19 protein-coding genes are annotated in these 23,093 nt (G+C 68.9%); 14 read left to right on the top strand and 5 right to left on the bottom strand.

Annotated elements, in window-relative coordinates:
* Positions 1–205 precede the first annotated feature (205 nt).
* The 3 genes from eccB to AJAP_RS35655 all read left to right on the top strand — a co-directional run bounded on the left by eccB (position 206) and on the right by AJAP_RS35655 (position 3,365).
* The gene (gene eccB / locus AJAP_RS35665; RefSeq protein WP_073847319.1) at positions 206–1,819 is read left to right on the top strand and encodes a type VII secretion protein EccB; all 1,614 of its coding nucleotides are present in this window, start codon (positions 206–208) and stop codon (positions 1,817–1,819) included.
* 68 nt (positions 1,820–1,887) lie between these two features.
* A complete protein-coding gene (locus AJAP_RS35660) occupies positions 1,888–2,202 on the top strand; it encodes a type VII secretion target (RefSeq protein ID WP_038519806.1) in 315 nt (104 codons plus the stop codon).
* Between the two features lie 5 nt (positions 2,203–2,207).
* Complete coding sequence (locus tag AJAP_RS35655; protein WP_038519803.1) at positions 2,208–3,365, top strand: WXG100 family type VII secretion target; 1,158 nt, start codon at positions 2,208–2,210, stop codon at positions 3,363–3,365.
* A 94-nt stretch (positions 3,366–3,459) separates the two neighbouring features.
* Here the strand turns inward: AJAP_RS35655 and AJAP_RS35650 are convergent, their stop codons facing one another.
* Entirely contained in the window at positions 3,460–5,106 is a 1,647-nt protein-coding gene (locus AJAP_RS35650) for a type VII secretion-associated serine protease mycosin (protein ID WP_038519800.1), read from the bottom strand.
* 23 nt (positions 5,107–5,129) lie between these two features.
* The gene (eccD, locus tag AJAP_RS35645) at positions 5,130–6,494 is read right to left on the bottom strand and encodes a type VII secretion integral membrane protein EccD (RefSeq protein WP_083650020.1); all 1,365 of its coding nucleotides are present in this window, start codon (positions 6,492–6,494) and stop codon (positions 5,130–5,132) included.
* A gap of 467 nt (positions 6,495–6,961) precedes the next feature.
* Here eccD and AJAP_RS35640 point away from each other — a divergent pair, with 467 nt between their 5' ends.
* From AJAP_RS35640 to AJAP_RS35620, 5 genes are all read left to right on the top strand, one after another.
* Positions 6,962–10,969, top strand: a complete 4,008-nt coding sequence (locus AJAP_RS35640; RefSeq protein WP_038519796.1) for a type VII secretion protein EccC — start codon at positions 6,962–6,964, stop codon at positions 10,967–10,969.
* 68 nt (positions 10,970–11,037) lie between these two features.
* Complete coding sequence (locus AJAP_RS35635; protein WP_038519795.1) at positions 11,038–12,981, top strand: type VII secretion-associated protein; 1,944 nt, start codon at positions 11,038–11,040, stop codon at positions 12,979–12,981.
* A 12-nt stretch (positions 12,982–12,993) separates the two neighbouring features.
* Complete coding sequence (locus tag AJAP_RS35630; RefSeq protein ID WP_038519792.1) at positions 12,994–13,356, top strand: hypothetical protein; 363 nt, start codon at positions 12,994–12,996, stop codon at positions 13,354–13,356.
* Positions 13,357–13,589: 233 nt separating this feature from the next.
* Entirely contained in the window at positions 13,590–13,910 is a 321-nt protein-coding gene (locus AJAP_RS35625) for a WXG100 family type VII secretion target (RefSeq protein ID WP_073847323.1), read from the top strand.
* 50 nt (positions 13,911–13,960) lie between these two features.
* Positions 13,961–14,245: a WXG100 family type VII secretion target gene (locus AJAP_RS35620; protein ID WP_038519786.1), complete on the top strand. Its 285-nt coding sequence runs from the start codon at positions 13,961–13,963 to the stop codon at positions 14,243–14,245.
* Positions 14,246–14,366: 121 nt separating this feature from the next.
* Here the strand turns inward: AJAP_RS35620 and AJAP_RS35615 are convergent, their stop codons facing one another.
* Positions 14,367–15,104 (bottom strand): DUF4333 domain-containing protein, encoded by a 738-nt coding sequence (locus AJAP_RS35615; RefSeq protein WP_038519783.1) that lies wholly within the window; start codon positions 15,102–15,104, stop codon positions 14,367–14,369.
* Between the two features lie 3 nt (positions 15,105–15,107).
* The gene (locus AJAP_RS35610; protein WP_038519780.1) at positions 15,108–15,998 is read right to left on the bottom strand and encodes a hypothetical protein; all 891 of its coding nucleotides are present in this window, start codon (positions 15,996–15,998) and stop codon (positions 15,108–15,110) included.
* A 276-nt stretch (positions 15,999–16,274) separates the two neighbouring features.
* On the opposite strand from AJAP_RS35610, the gene rplM reads away from it, so the two are divergent.
* From rplM to AJAP_RS35580, 6 genes are all read left to right on the top strand, one after another.
* The gene (gene rplM / locus AJAP_RS35605; RefSeq protein ID WP_016331117.1) at positions 16,275–16,727 is read left to right on the top strand and encodes a 50S ribosomal protein L13; all 453 of its coding nucleotides are present in this window, start codon (positions 16,275–16,277) and stop codon (positions 16,725–16,727) included.
* 14 nt (positions 16,728–16,741) lie between these two features.
* The gene (gene rpsI, locus AJAP_RS35600) at positions 16,742–17,239 is read left to right on the top strand and encodes a 30S ribosomal protein S9 (protein WP_038519777.1); all 498 of its coding nucleotides are present in this window, start codon (positions 16,742–16,744) and stop codon (positions 17,237–17,239) included.
* A gap of 257 nt (positions 17,240–17,496) precedes the next feature.
* Positions 17,497–18,831 carry a phosphoglucosamine mutase gene (glmM, locus tag AJAP_RS35595; RefSeq protein WP_038519774.1) on the top strand — a complete coding sequence of 445 codons (1,335 nt, stop codon included), beginning with the start codon at positions 17,497–17,499 and terminating at the stop codon, positions 18,829–18,831.
* A gap of 84 nt (positions 18,832–18,915) precedes the next feature.
* Complete coding sequence (locus AJAP_RS35590; RefSeq protein ID WP_016331119.1) at positions 18,916–19,224, top strand: type VII secretion target; 309 nt, start codon at positions 18,916–18,918, stop codon at positions 19,222–19,224.
* Positions 19,224–21,665: a hypothetical protein gene (locus AJAP_RS35585; RefSeq protein WP_038519770.1), complete on the top strand. Its 2,442-nt coding sequence runs from the start codon at positions 19,224–19,226 to the stop codon at positions 21,663–21,665. Before AJAP_RS35590 ends, AJAP_RS35585 begins: the two co-directional genes overlap by 1 nt.
* A gap of 11 nt (positions 21,666–21,676) precedes the next feature.
* Positions 21,677–22,156: a hypothetical protein gene (locus AJAP_RS35580; RefSeq protein ID WP_038519767.1), complete on the top strand. Its 480-nt coding sequence runs from the start codon at positions 21,677–21,679 to the stop codon at positions 22,154–22,156.
* Between the two features lie 4 nt (positions 22,157–22,160).
* On the opposite strand, the gene AJAP_RS35575 is transcribed toward AJAP_RS35580, so the two are convergent.
* The gene (locus tag AJAP_RS35575; RefSeq protein WP_038519764.1) at positions 22,161–23,093 is read right to left on the bottom strand and encodes a cytochrome P450 family protein; all 933 of its coding nucleotides are present in this window, start codon (positions 23,091–23,093) and stop codon (positions 22,161–22,163) included.

The following is a 23,093-nucleotide window of genomic DNA, read 5'->3' as shown; positions in this document are numbered from 1 at the left end:
GTTGAGACCCCGGAGGGCCGGGCGGACGTGGAGGAGTGGTGACGGACATCCGCGCTTTCTCTTCCCCTCGTGCTTGCTGCGTACCCGGAAAGCCGGTCCCGAGGAACTTGACACTAGCTGGAGTTGGTAGAAACCCCACACCAGACGGTCCCCGTACGGCTATCCTGCGGAACCGTACCGCGACGGGGAGGACTGTAGGTCGAGAATGCCATCAACACCGACTACTAAGTCTCAAGTTCAGGCTTATCAGTTCGTTCTGCGACGGATGCAATCGGCGCTGGTCCGTCGCGACGCCGTCATGCTCCACGACCCGATGCGCACGCACACGCGGGCCACCATCGTGGGTGTCGTGCTGGCCGCGCTGGGCGTCCTGGTCTTCGTCATCTGGGGTCTGCTGAGCCCGAAGCCCTCCGTGCCGGACGCGGGCAACATCGTCATCGGCGAACAGTCCGGAACGGTGTACGTCGTCGCCGGGAACCCGAAGAAACTGATTCCGACCTTCAACCTCGCCTCCGCGCGGCTGCTGATCATCGCGCAGTCGAAACAAGGGGCGCAGCAGGCGGGGAGCAAGCCTTCCGGGCCCGCGCAGGCCTCCGAAGTGAAGAACCCCACAGTCGTTTCGGACGAACAGCTGAAGAGCATTCCCCGCGGCCAGCTCATGGGCATTCCCAACGGCCCGCAACTGATGCCGACGGACACGCAGCGCGTCTCCCCGGAATGGGGCGTCTGCGACGAGGTCATGTACGACCCGTCGGTACCCCAGCCGGATCTCTCGAAGACGGAGACGACCGTCTACGCGGGTGTGAAGCAGCTCGGGAACCGCGAACTCGGTCAGAACGAGGCGTTGCTGGCCAAGGGCGCCAACGGCCGTGAGTACCTGATCTACCGGCAGACGCCGGATCCCAACGCCCGGAACGCGAACGCCGTCAAGGCCGAGATCAAGCCCGACGCGAACGCCGTCCGTTCCGCGCTGAAGCTGTCCGACCAGCCCCGCGGTATCTCGCAGGGCCTGCTGGACGCGATCCCCGAAGTGCCGGAGCTGAAGCTCCCGGACGTCCCGGGTAAGGGTGAGAGGCCCAACTACGAGATCGAGGACATGAAGGTCGGCGACGTCTTCTCGACGGAGCAGGCCGAAGGGCGGAAGGACTTCTACCTCATCACGAAGGAAGGGATCCAGGCCATCTCGCCGGCGGTCGCCGACATCGTGCAGACCGGGAAGAACGACGGCAGCACGTCGGTCATGTCCGTGCCGCTGGGCAAGATCCGCAACCTCACGCGGGTCTCCCAGGTCGTCGAGCTCGACGCCTACCCGCAGACCGTGCCGACGGTGCTCAACGCGACCCAGGGTTCCCGGGTCTCCTGCTTGAGCTGGTCCATCGCGGGCGACGGAGCCACTCGGGACGGGCACACGGCGGTGTTCGTCGACGACAAGCTGCCGAAGGGCAGGAACGCCGACGGATCCGCGCCCGGCGTCAAGATCGGTACCCCCGGCCCGGTCGGCGCGCCGATCAACAGCTTCTACATGGAGCCGGGTCTCGCGGCCGTCGTCCAGTCGGCGACCGGCAAGGAGACCTTCGACAAGGGGCCGATCCAGCTGATCTCCGATCGAGGGATCCGTTATGGCGTCCCTGACGCCGTGACGGCGGATTCGATCGGGCTCAACAAGCGGGTTCCGGCGCCCGAGGCCATCGTCAGGATCCTGCCCACCGGCGCTTCGCTGAACACGCAGGACGTGCTCCGGACGTTCGACACGGTGCCGATCGACGACAGGGCCGGTTCGGTCGCCACGCAGTCGCAGCAGGCTCCGGCGGGTAACTGATCACGGGAACCCGCCGGACGGCCCGAGCGTCTCAACGCCCGAGCGGTATCGGGTGAGTGGAGGGTGCAGTGGCCGGCCTGAAGATCGACGGCGACGTCGTCGGTGACTATGCGAAGCGGGTGGACGCGGCCGCCGGAGAGCTCGACCTGGCGGCCGCGGAGGTGACCGGTGAGGGCGTCACCGTCGAATCCCACGGCACGCTGGGGGAGGAATTGGGCCTCGGCGCGTCCTACGGACGTGCGGCCGAGGCCATCCGGCGTCAGCTGGTGGAGGGCGCGGCCGCGCTGAGGTCGGCGTCCGAGGCCCTGCACACCGTGACCGCGCGGCATGCCGGGCACGACGACGAGGCAGCGCAGATGATCAAGCGCGTCGTGGAGCTCTGAACCGCATGATCGCCGAATCGGAGAACCCGACGGATTCCATCCCGCACCCGATGGCTGCCGCCGCCCGCCCGGCTGCCCCCGAGCCGGCCCCGAGCGCGTTTAGCCCGCTAAACGCGACGGGTTCGGGCGGGGAGGAGCTGGTCGAGGCCGCGGCACCGCATCTCGCCTTCGTTTCGGAGCTGTCCGGCCATCTGGGGCTGATCGATCCGGTCGAGACCTACCTGACCCCGTTGGTGGGGCGCTGGGAGGACTTGAAGACCGAGGCGGACCTCCTCCGGAAAGCGGCGAAGACCGCGGGCAACGTTTCGAAGGAGCTCTCCGAGGACCTCGGGCGTCTCGACGCGGGGTGGTCCGGCAAGGACGCCGACGCGTTCGTCGCGTACATCGTGGACATCCACGCCGCGGGCTCTGACGTCGAAGACGCCCTCACGACGCTGGCGAGTTCGCTCGACGAACTGGTGCTGTCGATCCGTCGCATCCTGACCGACCTCGTCGAGGTCCTCGTCGACACGGCGGAACTGACCTCCGAGACCGCGATGCTGCCGGTCGGCGGCGTGCGGCGGGCGCGAACGCAGCTGGAGGAGGCGCAGGAGTCGGCCAAGGCGCTCTTCGAGGCCGCTCGTAACGTCCTCGAGGGCTTTGTGCGGTTCTGTGACGGCGTCGACGATCCTGACGCCGGCTCGCGGAGTATCGAGATCACCCATCGGTACCCGCAGGACGAGTTCAAGCTCCACGACGATTCCGAGGCGCCGGGTGCGCCGGTCCAGGAGAAGGCCTCCGCCGATGCCGAGACCGATTCCGGTGCCGCGTCCGACGACCAGTCGACGTCGCCGTCGGCGGCCGAAGGCAGGCAGACCGGATCGCAGGAACCGCTGATCGAGCAAGGACAGGCGTTGATCCCGGAGGTCGCGCCCGTTCAGGCCACGCCGACGCAGGGATCGGGCGTGGCCGGTGCCGGTTCGTCGATGATGCCGATGGGGATGGCGCCCATGATGGGGATGGGCGGCATGGGTGGTGGAGGCCAGACGGCCCACCAGTCCAAGACCAGGCCCGCTTCGAAACCGTCCGATGTGGTCGGTGAGCCCGGCCAGGTCGTCCCGCCCGTGATCGGCGAGGACGAGACCCCGCCGAAGCCCGCCCCGAAGCCCAAGCCCGCCAAGTAGGAGCCCAGGGCCCGGAGCGACTTTCGCGGGCTAACCGCGATCTGGGCCGGTTTGAAGCGAGCCCGGATCGCGGTTAGCCCGCGAAACGCACGTGCTACGGGGTTTTGCGGCCTGGTGAGGCGGTCGGCCGGTTGCGGCGGACCGAGTGCACCACGAACAGGGTGACGAGCAGCGCCACCAGGCCCCCGCCGGTTCCGGCGAGCGCGACGATCATCGGGGCGGGGTCACGGTCGTCAGCGGGCGGCAGATTCGCGGGCAGCTGAACCGGCTTCGCCTTGTCCGCCTCCGCCGGCACGATCGCCGTCAGCGCCGCGATCGGGTCGATGACGCCGAAGCCGACGAAGTTGTCCCGCCCGCCCGGCGCCGCGGGGTGCTGCGCCGTCTCCTTGATCCGGGTCATCACTTGACGGGCATTCAGTTCTGGGAACTTCTGGCGCACAAGTGCGGCCACACCTGCGACGTACGGGGCGGCGAAGCTGGTCCCCTGGATCTCACCGGGCTGCCCGTTGCCTTCGATGGTCAGGTTGGCCAGGCTGCTCGAACCCTCCGCCGGGTCCAGAGAGATGATCTTGGTGCCCGGAGCCGCGACACTCACCCACGGCCCGTTGACGCTGAAATTCGCGACACCGCCGGTCTCGTCGATCGCTGCGACCGACAGCACGTCTTCGGAGAACCAAGGCGGCGTGACGATCGTCTTGGGCGACTTGGGGTCCGGCTGATCGTTCTGCAGGCACTTGTCGCCGACGTTGCCCGCTGCCGCGACGACGACCACATTGCGCTCGACGGCATAGTTCACCGCCGCCTGAAGCTCCTGCTCACCCTTGGTGATGCTTCCGGTGGCCGGGCGACAGTTGTCGACCGACATGTTGATCACGTTGGAGCCTTGATCGACAGCCCGGACCACGGCCTGCGCGAGCGTTGTCAGCGTGCCCGCGGTCTTGCCCTGTCCCTGCTGTCGTCCGCCCTTGTCCTGGCCGGGTGCGGTTCCGTCCGCCGCGCCGCCTCCAGCGCCGTTCCCGGAGGACGGCGGAAGCTGCGAACCCGGATTGTTCGACGATGAAGGCGGTGCCGAGTTGGACGAGGCCGGCGGCTCTTCCTTTTTCTCCGCTTTCTCGTAGTTCTGACTCGACTGACGGATCGACAGGATCGTGGCATCCGGCGCGACCCCTCGGAAGCCGATGCTCGCGTCGGGCGGGTTCGCGGCGATGATCCCCGCGACCTCGGTGCCGTGGCCGTCGCAGTCTTCGAGCCCCGGTGCCTTGCCACCGCCGGGCGTCGCGACGTAGTCACCACCCGATTCGACACGACCTCCGAAGTACGGGTGCGCGTAGACGCCGGTGTCGATCACCGCGACCTTGATGCCCTTGCCGACTGACTGCTTGGCACCGCGCATCAACTGGTGCACCCGTTCGATCTGCAGGTATTGCTGTCCCCAGGGCCGGTTCTTGATGTCGACCTGGTCACCGCCGAGTTTGCTGCGCTGGACGCACTCGGTCTTCTTCTCGTAGGTCTCGTCCGGCTTACCCGAGTCGTTCGGCCTCTTGGACGTGTCCACCGGCGGCGGGGTCGCGTAGTAGCCACCGGCGTCCGGCGCGACGCTGCTTTGCTGCGCCCACGCGGGAAGAGCCACCGACGCCGGCGAGAGAACACCGATACCGGCCGCCAGCAGCACCGTTCCGGTACGTCCGGCGAGGCCGAGGTGGCGGACGCGCGTCCCCCTGGACTTCCGCGCTACGGCCATCAGAGCATCATCCGATCGGGTCGTCACTTGAAGTTGAGGTGGCGCAGCGTCGTGTAGAGATCCATGACGCCGAGCGCCAGCGGCAGCACCGTCGCGATGAAGACGGCCTCGAAGATCTCCACGGTCCGCCGCAGCGGCGGCGAGAAACGCTGGTTCGGGAAGATCACGCCGACCACGAGCGCGCCGGCACCGATCAGCAACAGCGCGCCGAACACGAACAGAACGCGGTTCAGCGGGCTCGCCGACCACATCCAGCCGAGCAGGATGCCCGCGCCGGACACCATGCCGGTGGTCAGCAGGGCGATGGCCTGCGCGCCGTTCGCATACGCCCGCGCCCTCAAGAGCAGGACCAGCGTGGCGATCACGCCGAGGATCGGGCCGAATACCGTCGGCGACGTCGAAGCGATGATCGCGAACAGCGCCGTGGCCGCGCCGCAACCGGTCAGCAGACCGGTCATGTACTCGTGGGCGACCGCGGTGCGGCGTTCGATGGCGCGGTAGTCCGGGAAGCCCGAGTCTTCCTTGAGCTCTTCGGCGCTGCCGGGGACGTGAGGCGTCGGGAGGGCCGCGAGCTTGATCGTCGCGCGCGGCAGGATCGAGATGCAGGCCAGCGAGAACGCGGTCGCACCGGCGGCGATCCCGGCGATCGGGGTATCGATGAGCGTGGCCGCCAAGAACGTCAGCGCCGAGATCGTGGCCGTCGTCGCGGCCGCGATGAAGGTGGTGATCCCGTGCCCGATGACGAGGATGCAGACCGCCGCCACGATGATCACGAGAGTGCTCGCGAGCAGCAGGTTCGCCCACAGGGACAGCCCCGGCACGATGTAGAAACCGCTCACGAACGCCAGCGGCAGACCGCCCGCCGCGGCGATCAGCACACCGGTCGCCTCGGCCTGGTAGGCCTTGGCCAGTGTCGCGCCGATCGCGACGCACGCGATCGCGCCGACACCGCCGGCGATCGCGGCGGCGAGTGCGTTGCCGCCGTAGAAAGAGCCACTGGTGAAGAGCGCGAGGGCCGCGAAGAACAGCGCCAGGCCGCCCGCGACGTGCCCGAAGCGGCGTGCCGTCTCCTTGGTCCACGGACGGAAGCTGTCCGGGGAGGACTCGGCGATCGCGTCGACGACGTCGTCGTAGAGCGGGGGAGGCGGGTTCTCGTTGCGCTTGCGCAGCTGCAGCAGCTCGCCGTCGACGACGCCGAGGGACGCGAGGGTCCGGCTCGGGTCGAGTGGCGCGTCGCCCAGCTTCGCCAGCGCCCAGCCGCCATGGCGGGCGCCGCCGTCCGGCGTCGCCTCCTTCGCCATCTCCAACAGCATGGGCAGCAGGTCCGCCACCGCGACGTCAGCCGGCAAAGCCACGTCGATCCGGGTGCGTGGCGCGACCACCGTCACCCTGCTGAATACCGTCGTGCCCGTTGCCACTGCCTTCCCCCTGCCCTGAGAGTCTGCTCCCGGGGGAACCTATACCGAACCCGGGTGCCCACATCATCGACTGTCGGAAAAAGACCGGCAAAAGTAGGAGAGGCGACCTCCGAAGCCCGCTCCCGGCTGCCGGCGCGTCGACTTTAGCGGGCTAAACGCGACGCGCCGGAGCCCCGGGCACCTGGGAGCCCCAGACCGCCGGATCGCGTTTAGGGGGCGAAACGCACGTCGGGCGTCTGGGCGGCCGGATCGCAGTTAGGCCGCTAAACGCACGTCGGCGCAGCCGGAGCCCTACACTCCCGGAATGCGTATGGTCCCGGTCGGGGCCGTTCTCGGCGTTGTCCGGATTTCACCGGCCACGTTCGATAGGTTGTCTCGCGCACCCGTACGCGCACCAACGGTGGCCGCCATCGTCGAGTTTGAAGAGGGGTCCTTCGATGAGCACGCTGCAGTTCAAGAAGTCACCGCGCCTGGCGGCGCCGCGGCCGCCGGGCGGCGAGGTGCATCTCGAACCGCCGCCTGAGGTGCCGCGCACCATCCCGGGCAACATCGTCATGAAGCTGCTCCCCGCGGTGATGATCGTCGCTTCCCTCGGGATGATGGTCTTCATGTTCACCACGGGTGGACGCAATCCCATGATGATGATGATGGGCGGCATGATGGTGCTCAGCACCGTCGGCATGATGGCCGGCGGTGCGGGCAAGGGCGGCGGCGCCAAAAAGGCCGAGATGGACGAGGACCGCAAGGACTATCTGCGCTACCTCGGCCAGATGCGCGACAGGGCCCGCGAGGCCATGGTCGATCAGCGCGCCGCGCTCGAATGGGTCCACCCCGACCCGCAGACCCTGTGGTCGCTGGCCGCGAGCCGCCGCATGTGGGAACGCCGCCAGAACGACCAGGACTTCCTCCACCTCCGCGTCGGCCGCAGCTCGCACCGCCTCGCGACGCGGCTCGTGCCGCCGCAGACCGGCCCGGTCGACGAGCTGGAGCCGATCGCCACGCTCGCGCTGCGCCGGTTCGTCCGCGCGCACTCGATCGTCCCGGACCTCCCGACCCAGATCACCCTCCGCGGGTTCGCCGCGGTCAGCATGCAGGGCGACCGCGGTCTCACCCGCGGCCTGACCCGGGCGATGCTGGCCCAGCTGGTCACCTTCCACAGCCCCGACGACGTCCTCATCGCGGTCGCGACGGCGGGCCGCGCCAAGGAGGAGTGGGAGTGGGCGAAGTGGCTGCCGCACGCCCAGCACCCGGCGCTCGCCGACGGTATCGGCCAGCTGCGGATGATGGCGGGCTCCCTCGCGCAGATCGAGCAGTGGCTCGACGAAGAACTCCGTGACCGCCAGCGGTTCTCCCGCAACGCGACGCCCGCCCCGGACCAGCCGCACATCGTCATCATCGTCGACGACGCCGAGGTCACCCGCGAAGAGCAGATCATCCTCGAAGAGGGTCTGGTCGGCGTCACCCTGATCGACCTTTCCGACTCCATCGGCAACCTCGCGGCCCGTCGTGGTCTGCGGCTGGTCGTCGAGGAAGACCGTCTCGGCGCGCGCAGCGCCGGCGGCGTCGAATGGTTCGGCCGCCCGGACACGCTCAGCGTGGTCGAATCCGAAGCGCTGGCCCGGCTCCTCGCCCCGTACCGCGTCGGCACCGCCGCGCAGGACGCCGCCGAGGAAGAGCCGCTGCTGTCCAACCCCGGTCTGCTCGAACTGCTGGGCATCCCCGGCGACCCGATGACCTTCGACGTCCAGCAGGCCTGGCGGCCGCGGCCGGTGCGAGACCGCTACCGCGTCCCGTTCGGCGTCGGCGAGTACGGCCAGCCCGTCGAGCTGGACATCAAGGAAGCCGCGATGGAGGGCATGGGCCCGCACGGCCTGTGCATCGGTGCGACCGGTTCCGGTAAGTCGGAGTTCCTCCGCACCCTGGTGCTCGGCATGCTCGCCACGCACTCGTCGAGCACGCTGAACTTCGTCCTCGTCGACTTCAAGGGTGGTGCGACGTTCCTCGGTCTGGACGCCGCTCCGCACGTTTCCGCGGTCATCACCAACCTCGCGGACGAAGTCACGCTGGTCGACCGGATGAAGGACGCGCTGGCCGGCGAGATGAACCGGCGCCAGGAAGCGCTGAAGAACGGCGGTAACTTCAAGAACGTCTGGGAGTACGAGAAGGCCCGCGAGAACGGCGCCGACCTCGACCCGCTGCCCGCGCTCTTCATCGTCTGTGACGAGTTCTCCGAACTGCTGGCCGCGAAGCCGGACTTCATCGACCTGTTCGTCGCCATCGGCCGTCTGGGCCGGTCGCTGCAGATGCACATGCTCCTCGCGTCGCAGCGGCTGGAAGAGGGCAAGCTGCGCGGTCTCGACTCGCACCTTTCCTACCGCATCGGTCTGAAGACGTTCTCCGCCGCGGAATCCCGTGCCGCGATCGGCGTGCCCGACGCGTTCGAGCTGCCGTCCGTTCCCGGTGGCGGTTACCTCAAGTACGACACCTCGACGCTGGTCCGCTTCAAGGCTTCGTACGTCTCGGGCCCGTACCGGCCCGCGGGTATCAAGGCCGCCGGCCCGGTCGCGACCGTCGTCCGCGCGGACAAGCGCCCGCAGCTGTTCGTCCCGGACTTCGTCGAACTGCCGAAGGAACCGGAGCCGCAGCAGATCGAGGCCGCGCCGGTGGAAGAGGCCAAGTCGGAGGAGGCCGTCGAGCCCAGTGAGCTCGACGTGATCGTGTCCCGGCTGATCGGCCAGGGCCCGCCCGCGCACGAGGTCTGGCTGCCGCCGCTGAAGGAGCCGAACTCGCTCGACACCCTGCTCCCGAACCTGAACCCCACCGACGACCGCGGTCTTTCCCCGGTCGGGTTCTTCGGCAACGGACGGCTGCAGGTGCCGATGGGCATCGTCGACCGCCCGTACGAGCAGCGTCGTGACCTGCTGTGGGCCGACTTCTCCGGTGGCGCCGGGCACGGTGTGATCGTCGGCGGCCCGCAGTCGGGCAAGTCGACCATGCTCCGGACGCTGATCATGTCGATGTCGCTGACCCACACCCCCGAGGAAGCGCAGTTCTACGCGCTCGACCTCGGTGGCGGTACGTTGGCCGGTCTCCAGGGCCTGCCGCACGTCGGTGGCGTCGCGGTCGCGCGGCGCGAGCCGGACAAGGCCCGCCGGATCGTGGCCGAGCTGACCACCCTGCTCACCGAGCGGGAAGGCCGGTTCGGTGCCATGGGCATCGACTCGATGAACGAGTTCCGCAACCGCAAGCGGCGTGGCGAGATCAAGCCCGAGGAAGACGCCTTCGGTGACGCGTTCCTGATCGTCGACAACTGGAAGGCCCTGCGGGACGACTTCGACGAGCTGGAGACCTCGATCACCAAGCTCGCCACCCAGGGTCTTTCCTACGGCGTGCACGTCATCATCGCGGCGAACCGGTGGGCGGACATCCGCCCGGCGATCAAGGACATGATCGGTACCCGGTTCGAGCTCCGCCTCGGTGACCCGAGCGAGTCGGACATCGACCGCCGGGTCGCGGTGAACGTCCCGGCCGGGCGCCCCGGCCGCGGTCTCACCAGGGACAAGCTCCACCTGCTGACCGGTCTGCCGCGGATCGACGGATCGAGCAACCCGGACGACGTCGCCGCCGGTGTCGCCGACGCGGTCGCGAAGATCAAGGCCGCGTGGAAGGGCCGCCCGGCGCCGCAGGTCCGCCTGCTGCCGGAGATGGTCACCTACGACGAGGTCCTGTCCATCGACTCCAAGCGCAACACGAAGCTGGTGCCGATCGGCGTCAACGAGGAAGACCTCCAGCCGATCTACCTCGACTTCGCCGCCGACTCGCACTTCTACGCGTTTGCGGACGGCGAGTCGGGCAAGACGAACCTGCTGCGCCAGATCACCAGGGGCATCACCGAGCGGTACACGACGCAGGAAGCGGTCATCATCCTCGTCGACTACCGACGCACGATGCTCGGCTTCATCGGCGGGGACCAGCTGCTCGGCTACGCGGTGTCCGCCGCGCAGCTGGAGAGCATGGTCAAGGACGTCCACGGGTCGATGACCCGGCGCCTCCCCGGCCCGGACGTCACGCAGGAACAGCTCAAGACGCGGTCCTGGTGGACCGGTCCGGAGCTGTTCGTCATCGTCGACGACTACGACCTGGTCGCCACGCAGACGAGCAACCCGCTGAAGCCGCTCGCCGAGTTCCTCGCGCAGGCGAAGGACGTCGGTCTGCACATCGTCGTCGTGCGCCGCAGTGGTGGCGCGAGCCGGGCGATGTTCGACCCGATCCTCGGCAAGCTCAGGGAGATCGCGGCGCCCGGTATGGTCATGAACGGCTCGCGGGACGAGGGCAACCTGGTCGCCAACGTGAAGCCGAGCCAGATGCCGCCGGGACGAGGAAACCTCGTCACCCGGAAGCACGGCAAGCAGCTCATGCAGGTCTCGTGGATCCAGCCGGACTGACCTCCCGCGGAACCAGGTGAGGGAAGGGCCGGGCGTGGGGTGACGACGACGATCTGCGGGAGTGGCTTGTGACAGTGCGGGTTGCGGTGGACTTCGGGACATCGAGCACCTGCGTAGTCGCTTCGATCAACGGCCGCGAGCCGCAGGTCGTCGTGGTGGACGGGCAGCCCTTGATGTCGTCGGCGGTCTACGCCGCGCCGGACGGGACGCTGTTCGTCGGCCAGGAGGCGGAACGGCAGGCGGCGGTGGACCCGTCGCGCTACGAGCCGAATCCGAAGCGCCGGATCGACGAAGGCGACCTGCTGCTGGGCGACAACGTCCTGCGCGTGACCGACGTCGTCCACGCCGTGCTGAAGCGCGCGGTGACCGAGGCGCGGCGGCTCGCCGGTGACGCCGAGGTCGAGCTGCTCGTCCTGACCCATCCCGCGGATTGGGGCGCGACCCGGACCCGGCTGCTCCGGCAGGCCGCGGGCGGGCTCGCGCGCCAGGTCGCGCTCGTGCCGGAGCCGGTCGCCGCGGCGGTCTATCACGCGGCGACGTTCGCCCCGGCCGACCTCAACTCCGAACGCACCGTCGAGTTCAGCGGCCGCCCGGGAGACGCTCTGGCGGTCCTGGATCTCGGCGGTGGCACCGTCGACGTCTCCGTGGTGCAGCGCATGCCCGGCAGCCCGGCGGATCGCAGTTCGCCCGCTAAACGCGCCGGGTTCCAGGTGCTGGCGACCCGGGGGGATCCGAGCTTCGGGGGAGCGGACGTCGATCAGGCGCTCCTGGAGCACGTGGGTTCGCTGGTGTCGTCCGTCGATCCGCCGGAATGGCGGAAGCTCGTCGAGGGCCGCGAACTCACGGACCGGCGGCGGCGCCGCGTGCTGCGGCAGGACGTGCGCGGCGCGAAGGAAACGCTGTCGCGGCACGCGTACACCGACGTCCCGATGCCGCCGCCGTTCGCCGACGCGCATGTGACCCGGGAGGACCTCGAGCGGCTCATCGCGGGGCCGCTCGGGCGCGCGGTCGAGCTGACCGTGGCCGCGATCGGCGATTCCGGGCTGCGGCCGAAGCAGCTGACGGCGATCTTCCTCGTGGGCGGGTCGAGCCGGATCCCGATGGTGTCCCGGCTGGTGCACGAGCGGACCGGGGTCGTCCCCACCACGCTGGACCAGCCGGAGACCGTGGTCGCCCGCGGCGCGTTGCGTGCCGTGCTGATCGACCCGGACCGGACGGGTTCGCTGGCGGGCTCCGCGGTCTCCCGGGTCGGCGGTGCCCCCGCGCCCGCCGATCGGCGTCCCGATGCCCCGCGCCCCCCGTTCCCTCCCGGCCCGCCCCCGCAGAGCGCGTTTAGCCCGCTAAACGCGACGCGGCAGCAGGGGCCGCCGTCGCCGCCGATGGGCCAGCAGGGGGTGGCGCCGCCGCCCCCGCCGCCGTGGCGGCCGGGTGAGCCCGCCCGTGAGACCAAGCCCGCCGAGCGCGGCGGGAAGAACAAGAAGACGCCCTGGATCATCGCGGCGGCCGTGGTGGTCGTGGCGGCGATCGCCGGCGGCGTCCTCTTCGCGGTCAACAGCGGGGAGGCCGAGCCGGAGGGCCGGACGCTCGCCCAGTACGACTACCGCTTCATCGCGCCGCTGGACTGGACGCAGACCGACGACCGCGTCGCCAAACGCCAGGTGGTGATCCACCCGAGCGACTCCCTCACCGGCGACGACCTCGTGGTCGCCCAGGAGAACGTGATGGACTACGACGCGACGGCCGACAGACAGAAGCTCGTCGACGAACTCGGCGGCCTGGCACGGCTGGAGCCGGACAAGTACAGCGGCTTCAACGGCGCCGCGGAATACGCCGGCAAGTCCGTCATCTACTACCGCGAAAGCAAACCGAGTGCCCGCGTCGACTGGTACGTCGTCGCTCAAGGAAAGATCCGCGTCCACATCGGTTGCCAGTACGGCACCGGCTCACCGCACGAGCAACGGGTGAGCGCGGCCTGCGAGCAGGTCGTCAAAACGATGGTGGTCGTCAACTGAAGGGGGAGGCTCATGCCACCCGAACCCGAGACCGCCGCTGAGCACTTCGCGCGCACAGGACGCGACGCGGTCACCTATGCCCGGCAGGTCGCCCGCACGGCCAAGGCGCGCTACGAACGCCGCCGGGGCGAGAACGCCGAACTCGCGAAGCAATTCGGCAAGGGACGGCTCGCGGGCGGTGAGACCGCGCCGACCCCCGCCGTCGTCCGGAACGCCGCGAAACGGTTCCGCGCGGGCGCCGGTCTTCCGGTTCCGGCGTTGCCTTCGGCGGCGGACTTGGTTCCCCTTCGGCCGGAACCCGTGTCCAGACGGCCACGTGTGGGTGACGACGACGAGGACTTTTCGCAGTCGCGAATCATGAGCCGCGGCGATTGACCGCCCACTGTGCATTCGCTAAATCGCGTGGTGGAAGCCCTTTTTCCCGCGTGATTCGCAGGGCGCGGGCCGGATTCCCGCGTGCGGTTCCCGCCGGGAGCGTTAACGCAAGCAACTACTTGAAACCAACGAGCGACAAGAGGGAACCAGACGTGGCAGTGTCTCCGTCGTAGGTCCGTACCAAACGAACTTCACCGAGTACGGATAAACCACGAACGAAGGGGGTAGCTCCCATGGCTGGCGGATTTACCGGGACAGTTGAGCAGTTCACTCAGTCCGAGAAGCGCGTGACCGAGGTCCGCGTTTCGATGGACCAGAACCTGAGCAAGCTTCGCGACAACATCGAGGCCACCCGCGCGGGCTGGACCGGTGACGCTTCGATCGCGTTCAACAACGTGATGAAGCGCTTCGACGAGGCGGGCCGTGGGCTCAACCAGGCCCTCCAGAACATCGGTGACCTGCTCGAGCAGGCCGGTTCGAAGTACAACGCGACCGAGCAGCAGCAGCAGGAGCTCATCAAGTCGGTCAACCAGGGCTTCGGCGTCCTCGGCTGATTCGGCTACACCGCACCAAAACCAAGACTTTCTGATTACTGGAGGAACTTATGGGCGAGATGAAGGTCGATTACGCCACGATCCACGCGGCGGCCGACGACTGCAAGACCACCGGTGGCGAGCTGGAGTCCCTCTTCGGGCAGCTGAAGAGCGACCTGGCCCCGCTGGTCAACACCTGGGACGGTGACGCGAAGACCGCGTACATGGCCGCTCAGCAGGAGTGGGACAACAAGTTCGAGGAGCTCAAGCAGCTGCTCGCGCAGGTCGCCGGCGTGCTGCCGCAGCTGGCCGACGGCTACCAGGCCACGGAGCAGGGCGTCACCGGCCTGTTCTGAGTCTCCCGGCTCCGAACGAGCAACGGCGGGCAGGCATCCTCGGATGCCGAGCCCGCCGTTTCGTTTGTGTCAAAGGAAAAGCCGCGACGGTCTCCGTCGCGGCTTTCCGTGTCCGTACCGCTCAGTGCGGCGCGCCGACCTCGAATTCCGGGGTGGTGTTCAGCACCCGGACGGTGACCTTCTTCTGCTGTCCCGAAAGGTCGATCGAGCAGTCGAACGTGGCGCCGTTCTCCACCGGTTGGCCGGAAGGACAGCTCACGTTCTTCACGTCCGGCTCCCCGTAGTTTTCGTTGAGCACGCGGACGACACCGTCCTGGACCGATTTCTGATCGAGCGTGTCACCGGCGAAGGCGCCGAGCAGCCAGGCCCCGACGCCGCCCCCGATCACGACGGCGGCCGCGATCCCGCCGATCAGCAAGGTCTTCTTGGAAGCCTTGGGCTTCTTCGCGGGCTCCGTCCCGAAGGCGCCGAGCCCGCCGTACTGAGACGGCTGTGCCTGCTGCGCGGGCTGGAACCCTCCGCCGTACTGACCCTGCGGGGGAGTGCCCGGACTTTGTTGCTGTGCTTGCCAATCCTGCTGCTGTGGCATAGGCGGTTGCTGCGGTTGCTGCCACCCCGTGCCCTGCGCCGGGGGTGCGCTTTGCTGCCAGGGCCCGGAAAAAGAGCCGGTGACGCCGGGCTGCTGCTGCCATTGCCCGGTGTAGGAGCCGGTGTTCGCGGCGCCCGCGTCGTTCTGCTGCCACTGCCCGGCATGCGGTCCGGTGGCCTGGCCTTCCTGTTGCCAGCCCTGCTGCTGGTTCCCGGGATTCGCCGGGGGCTGCCACCACTGCTGCGGCTGTTGCGGCTGCTGTTCGGTCATGCCTCAGACGCCTTTCAGCTCGTTGAAGCGGCGGTTGAAGTCGTCCTTGGCGGCCTTGTCCGGCAGCACGGTGATCTGCGAGGCGTCCGGCAGCTTCGGCAGATCCTGCGTGCTCGCCTTGCCCGTGAAGCGGAAGTCGTAGCGCAGCTCGATCTTGTGCCCGCCGCCCTCGATCTTGGCCTCCATCACGATCTGGCTCAGCGTCCCGTCCGGGTTGAGGGAGACGGTGGTGTGCACCGGGGCCTTCTTCATCTCGGCCGTGACCGCGCTGCTGATCGACGTCGGCAGGATCTCCACGCGCCGTTCCATGAACTTGCCGAACGGGACGTCGGCGGTCAGCTCGATCCGGTTCTCCGGAAGACTCTTGGCGCCCTTCACGATCTTCTTGTCCGCGTTGTAGGACACGGCGATCGCGTCCGCCATCTTGCAGGCGGTGATGATGCCGACCCACGCGCAGGGGATGGTCAGCCCGGCTTCGGACTTCAGCATCGAAACCCACGGCGTCGGGGCGAGGCTCTTGTAGACGGGGCCGAGGTACACGTACTCGACGGCTCCGTCGCCGGGGGTGTACCAGTCGATGCTGTCGTCCGGGTTCTTCTGCGAGCGCTGACGGCTGACCCGGCTTTCCGGCGAGCCGGTGCGGGCCGAGGAGATCGTGCTGCGGATGTACTTCTCGTCGAACCGGAAGTAGGCGCCCGACTCGCTGGTGACGTCGCGCTGCTGGCCGATGGTGTCCTGCAGCTTGTTCATCGCGGTTTCGAACTTCGTGCCGACGTAGGTCGCCGCGTCGTCGCCCTTCGGCACGGCCGTGCCCGCGCGCCCTTGGCCGCAGGCGGTGGTCAGCGCCAGCACGGCGCTCAGCACGCACAAGATGGTCGTTGGACGTTTGTTCATCGCCGTTCCCCTGATCGAGTCCCCCGCGCGCGGTGCGCGTCCGGATCGTCTCATCCTCTCCCGCGAAGGATGATGCCGTGGGCGGTTCCGCCACACCGGCGAGGTACAGTTGCGGGGCGCCCGCCGGGCGCCGGTCCTAGTATGGGACCCCGGACCGACCCCCGCTTCGCAGTAGGGTCGGGCGTGGGGGTATCTTCATATGTCGTTGTGCGCTGCGGCGCGTAAGCGCTAGGCCCGCACAGAACCCACACGCAATGTTGACGACGAGGTAGACCCTTGCCCACGTACAGCCCCAAGCCCGGCGACGTCACTCGTGCCTGGCACGTGATCGACGCCGAGGATGTCGTGCTCGGCCGGCTCGCGACCGAGGTCGCCACGCTGCTGCGCGGCAAGCACAAGCCGACCTACGCCCCGCACGTGGACACCGGTGACTTCGTCATCATCGTCAACGCCGAGAAGGTCGCGCTCACCGGTAACAAGCGCGAGCAGAAGTTCGCGTACCGGCACAGCGGTTACCCCGGTGGTCTGCGGAAGCGCTCCTTCGGCGAGCTGCTCGACACCAAGCCCGAGCACCTGCTCGAGAAGGTCGTCAAGGGCATGCTCCCGAAGAACAAGCTCGGCCGCGCCCAGGCGAAGAAGCTCAAGGTCTACGCCGGCGCCGAGCACCCGCACGCCGCGCAGCAGCCGCAGGCGCGCGAGATCACCAAGATCGCGCAGGTCGCGAAGTGAGTGAGGAACAGTCTGTGACCAGCACCGAGACCGAGGCCGTCGAGGCTGTCGAGACCGCGGGGACCCCGGCCGACGCCGTCGCGACCAGCGAAACCCCCGCCGCCCCGCGCCCGTCGCGTGCCGCCGGTGGCAACGCCCAGACCGTCGGCCGCCGCAAGGAAGCCGTCGTCCGGGTCCGCGTCGTTCCCGGTACCGGTGAGTTCAAGCTCAACGGCCGCACGCTCGAAGAGTACTTCCCGAACAAGGTGCACCAGCAGCTCATCCGTGAGCCGCTGGTGACGGTCGACAAGCCCGACTCGTTCGACATCTTCGCCAACCTGCACGGTGGCGGGATCTCGGGCCAGGCCGGCGCGCTCCGTCTCGCGATCGCCCGTGCGCTCGTCGAGGTCGACGCCGACGACCGCCCGGCGCTGAAGAAGGCCGGCTTCCTGACCCGTGACGCCCGCGCCACGGAGCGGAAGAAGTACGGCCTCAAGAAGGCCCGTAAGGCTCCGCAGTACAGCAAGCGCTGATCGCGCCTCTGGCGCAACCCGCGGAAGCGCCCATCCGTCTTTCGGATGGGCGCTTCCGTGTTTCCGGGGTCCTTCGGTTCCCCGCTCGCCCCCAGTCCCACCTGTCACACCCGCCACATGTGCCCCACCCGTGTCGCGTTTAGCCCGCTAAAGTCGCGCGCGTCGCGTTTAGCCCGCTAAAGGCGAACCGGGGGTGCGGGAGGCCGGGCAGGGGCACTGGCTAGGTTGTCGTGGTGGTTTTTCAAGGAGGTCGACAGATGGCTCGTCTATTCGGTACCGACGGCGTACGTGGCCTCGCCAACGAGGAGCTGACCCCGGAGCTGGCGCTCTCGCTCGCCGCCAGCGCCGCCCGCGTCCTCGCCGCCCACGACCGCTCGCACCGCCCGGTCGCGGTCGTCGGCCGTGACCCGCGCGCCAGCGGCGAGATGCTCGAGGCAGCCGTCGTGGCGGGCCTCACGTCCGCCGGCGCCGACGTGCTCCGCCTCGGCGTCCTCCCGACGCCCGCCGTCGCGTATCTGGTCGGCGCGCTCGAAGCCGACCTCGGCGTGATGATCTCCGCCTCCCACAACCCGATGCCCGACAACGGCATCAAGCTCTTCGCGGCGGGCGGCCACAAACTTCCCGACGGGATCGAAGACGAGATCGAAGCCGGTCTCGCCGCTCCCGTCACCCGCCCGACCGGCATCGGCGTCGGCCGGGTGAAGGACGTCCCCGACGCGGGTGACCGTTACGTCGAGCACCTGCTGTCGGCCACCCCGCACTCGCTCGAAGGCCTGCGCGTCGTCGTCGACTGCGCCAACGGCGCGTCCTCCTTCGCCGCCCCCGACGTCTATCGCAAGGCAGGCGCCGAGGTCATCGCGATCCACGCCGACCCGGACGGCGTCAACATCAACGAACACTGTGGGTCGAATCACCCGGACGCGTTGCGCGCGGCCGTCGTCGAGCACGGCGCCGACCTCGGGATCGCGCACGACGGTGACGCCGACCGCTGTGTCGCGGTCGACGCCGCGGGTGAACTGATCGACGGCGACCAGATCATGGCCGTCCTCGCGCTCGCCCTCGCCGAGACCGGCGAGCTGACCAAGAACACCCTGGTCGCGACCGTGATGAGCAACCTCGGCCTGCACTTGGCGATGCGCGCACACGGCATCGACCTCGTCACCACCGCCGTCGGCGACCGCTACGTCCTCGAGGAACTCCGCGCGAGCGGGTTCGCGCTCGGCGGCGAGCAGTCGGGCCACGTCGTCCTCCCCGCCTACGCGACCACCGGCGACGGGCTCCTCACCGCCCTGCGCGTGATGAGCCGCATGGCGTCCACCGGCAAGTCGCTCGCCGACCTCGCCGCCGTCATGAACCGCCTGCCGCAGGTGCTGGTGAACGTCCCGGTGGCGGACAAGGCGGCGGTCGCCGTCTCGGCCGCGGTCCGCGACGCCGTCGGCGCCGTCGAAGCCGAACTCGGCGAAGAAGGCCGTGTCCTGCTGCGCCCCTCGGGCACCGAGCAGCTGGTCCGCGTCATGGTCGAGGCCCCCGCGCACGACACCGCGCAGGCGGCCGCGGACAGGCTCGCGGGAGTCGTCTCCTCCGCCTCGTAAGCCCTCTCACGTTCTCCCCAAGTCGCTGCGCTGCGGTTACCGGCCCGGTACATTCCGTGTGCGTATACCTAGGGGAGGGTGACGGTGGCGGGTAAAGGGCACAAGGTCGATCCGGCGCAGCTGAACGAGGCGGCCAAGGTTCTGCAGGATCTGCCCAAGCAGGCCTGTGAAGGGCCGATCGGGGCGGTCGAGCAGATCAACCTGAGCGCGGCGAGCTTCGGTCCGGCACACGGGGACTGCTTCAACGGCTATTCCGCGAGCATCCAGCGCCTGGCGAAATGCGCGCGCAGCTATCTCGCCGCGTCGGACGAGTTCGGGCGCAAACTCGCGGCGTCCAAGGACCTTTACCAGTCCAATGAGGACTCCAACGCCGCCGAGATGAGGAAGCACTGATGGGCCTCGCAGACGTCGGTGGCGGTGGCGGCCACGACATTCCCAGCCGGGCCGAAGTCGAGAAGATCCTCAACGATCCGAACATCGACCGCGACACGAAACGCGAACTCGCCCTCAACTACATCGACTACATCGAGGACGAGACGCCGGAAAGCTGCGGTTTCGCCAGCGAAGCCGAGCGGAACGGCTTCCGCGACTACATCAAGTCGATGAACGGTGACTGGATCACCGAGAGCGACATCGGCTCCAACGACGCCTATCTCGAGGACGTCCAGAAGGCCTACAAGACCGCGCACGAGAAGTACGACGCGAACCAGGCCGCCGGACGGCAGGGTGATCGTGACGCGCTCAACAAGGACGCGGCGAAGACCCAGGAGATCGCCGGGCGTGCCACCGAGACCGATCCGGGCTGCGCGAATTCGAACGACATCATGGTCCCCGGGCTGTCGGGGTTCAAGGTCTACGAGATCTTCCACCCGCTTTACGTCCGCGCGCTGTCCCTGGCAGGCGGCGGGGCGGCGATTTCACTCGGCGAACTGCAGCGGCTCTACCATGAGCAGGACAACATCCCGTTCAACCTGTTCAAGGCGAGCGCGGACGAATTGACGGCGGTCGGCACGGCCATCGCCGGGTCGGCGCAGGACGTCTCCGGGAAGCTGGGGAACTCGCTCGGCACCTGGGAAGGCCCAGCGGCCGAGCAGGCGCGCGCCTACCAGAAGGCCCATTCGGACAAATCCGGTCTGGTCGCCGAAGCGTTCAAGGCGGCGGGCGACGGACTTCTGCGGACCAATGCCTCGGTGGGCAAGTTCTGCCGTGAGAAGGTCGAGTGGCTGCAGAAGTGGTACACCGACAACATCGACGGTGCCACGGCGCAGGACATCGAGCGCATCATCCGCATCGCCGACGGCTCGTGCAGCCAGAACGACATCATCCACTGCATCAAGTTCCTGAGCATCGAAGCGAAGGACGCGTTCAACGACGACGCCGGCGACATCGACCAGAGCACCATCGACGAGGTCCTCAAACCTCAGGCGGTGGCCTGGCTGAAGAACGTCTTCCTCGGCTGGTTCGGCAAGCACATCGAGAACTTCCAGCTGGTGTGCAAGAACACGCGTGACGCGATCAACGGCGCGTGGAAGGCGTACTTCGATTCGCTCGGCCAAGTGGTCGAGAATCCGTTCGCGGATCTGGGCAAGACCCCGGAAACGGGTGGCGAGAAGCCCGTCGAAAAGCCACCCGTCGAGAAGGGCGGTGGCGGTCCGTCCTCCAGCGGCGGCGGTGGCCCGTCCTCCAGTGGCGGTGGCCCGTCGTCCGGTGGGGGCGGCGCCGGGCGTATGACGCCGAGCAACACCGAACTCCCGGAGCCGGAAAAGCCCGAAGTCCCGGGCCAGGAGAAGAACCCGGTCACGGACAAGCCGCTCGACATCGATCCGGCCACCGGCGAGCCGTACCCGATCGACCCCCGCACGGGCGAAGCGATCAAGGAAGACACCCGGCCCGAGACGGTGACGGTCGAGCAGGGCGACCGCAAGATCTCCATGGCCGAACCCGGCGCCGACGGCAAGATGGACATCTCCGTCCAGGACGGCACCGGTCAGGTCAAGGACTACGACCTCGATTTCGGTGACGGCAAGGCCACGCCGGGAACCGGTGACTCGGCGGGCGGCCCGGTGCACCGGGACACCGCCGAGCGGATGGATCAGCAGGCGGCCTCGCGTCCGACGGCGCCTCCGGGGCAGGTCCATCAGCCGGGTCCCGACGGCAAGATCCACATCGAGGACGGCGGCCTCAAGATCACCGCGGAACGGCCGAGCGGTCCCGACGGGCCGACGTTGGTGACCGTCGACGACGGTTCGGGGCATCCGTCGAAGTACACGCTGGGCGAGGACGAGCCGGCGGCCGGCCGCCACGCGAGCCCGGAATCGACACCGCAGACGGCCGGAAGGCATGCCGCCGCACAGCCCGTCGAAGAGGCCGCACCTCAGCAGGCCGAGCCGGCTGCCCGTCAGCATGACGCCACGTCCGGAGGGGCCGGCGGCGGAGCGCCCGCTCAGGCCGAACCGGTGGCGGCCGGAGGTGATCCCGAATCGACGTCGGCCCAGTCGCTGAGCGACCCGTTCGCCGGTGGGGACAACGGACTCGGCGAGACGTCGGATCCGGCCGGGACCGGTGGCGGCGGGGCCTCGCCCACGACGTCGTCCGGGCTCGGCTCCGCTCCGGGAGGGGGCGCCCAGGATCCGGCCGCGGCCAGTGCGGGGATGATGGGCGGCATGGGCATGATGGGCGGCGGCGCGGCCGGAGGCGGGCAAGGGTCCGGTGAAGATCAGCAGCGCACGTCCAGCGGATACCGGGTCGACGGCGGCCTTTTCGACACCGCGACGACGACGGGCAGCCGGATCAGCGGCTCGCTCGACGACGACGGCGTCATCGGCTTCCGCTAGGGGAGGGGTCAGTGAATCCTGAAGAGGATCTCGCCACGCTCCGGCACAAGCTGGCCGGGCTGGAGCGCGAGAACGGCGACCGGATGTACCTGGTCGACAACCGCGCGGCCAAGACGATCGAGGAGACCCGGACCGCGGGCGACCAGCTCAAGCAGGAGACGAGCGCGGCCTTGGCGGCGCGAAGCGAGCAGAAGCGGCGCGCGGAGGCCGCGGGCGGCTGGGCGACCGAGTCGACGTTGAGCGAGAAGGTCGAGGACGACGGCGACTTCGGGTTCGAGGAAGACGAGGCCGAGAACGAGCGTCGGGCCGGGTATCGGACGGCGGAGGAGCAGCCGGTCGCGTTCCGGCCGCCCGCTCCTCCCGCGCCGACACCTCCGCCGCCTGCGCCGGCTCCCGTTCCGGAAGAGCGTCCGGCCGGGCGGCACCGGCGGGCGGCGGCCGCGCGGGGTGACGACGACGATTTCGCCAACACCGATTGGCTGGCGACCTGAGCGGTCAGGTCCGCAGCGTGACGATGGCCCGCTCGACGCCGTGGAAGACGGCGTGCGTCTTGTATCGCACGTCTTCGGCGACATGGTCGGGAGTCAGGATCTCGGCGAGGGCGCGAAGCGCGGCTTCGCCCTCGGCGACCGCGACCCGCGAGCCGGGACAGGTGTGCCTGCCGAGGCCGAAGGCGAGCTCGGCGTCGGGGCCCAGCGGGATGGCCAGTTTGTCCCCGGTCGTGAAGTCCTTGCCCGCCAAGGAGAACGGCGTGGTCACGCGTCGAGCGGCGAAGCGGGTCGGGGCGACTGAGTGGATCAGGCCGCGTACGTCGTCGAGAACGTCGGGGCGGCGTAGGAGTTCGAGGCCGGCGAGGGCGAGGAAGTTCATGGAGTTCTCGTACGCCGCGTGGGCGAGCATCACCGGCGTGATCATCAGCTCGTCCTCGGTGATCCGGCCCGCTTTGTGTGCTTCGCGGAGCAGCGCCAGCCCGCCGCCTTCGACGGCCGTCGCCTTCAGGAAGAACATCGCGACCCTCAGCGCGGCGGTGTCGGCTCCGGCGGGCCCGCCCGACCAGACGTCCAGGTTCGCGGCGGTCTCCGAAAGGTTCGTCAGCAGCTTCTCGCCGAGTGGCTCGACCGTGCCGAGCACCGCCTCCGTCACCCTGGCCGCCGCGGGCCTGGCGAAATCGGCCACGAGATCGAACCGCCGGAGCGACTTTAGCGGGCTAATCGCGCTCCGGAGGTCGGTGAGCACCGCCTCCGGGAGCGGCTCCACCAGGGCGATGACCTCCTTGACGACCGCGCGCAGCCGCCGGTGGTCCGCGCCGTCCATCAGCAGGAGGTTCGGCGTCTCGGCCGCGGCGCCGCCCGGGTTCGAGCTGAGCTCGCGGTCGCGCAGGGCCTTGACGCGATCCGCCGGATCGTCCAGCACGAAGAAGTCGTCCAC

Origin of the sequence: Amycolatopsis japonica (assembly GCF_000732925.1) — a bacterium.
Lineage (GTDB): Bacteria > Actinomycetota > Actinomycetes > Mycobacteriales > Pseudonocardiaceae > Amycolatopsis > Amycolatopsis japonica.
The sequence above is the reverse complement of the archived record's forward strand: the minus strand, read 5'-3'. Positions and strand labels throughout refer to the sequence as shown.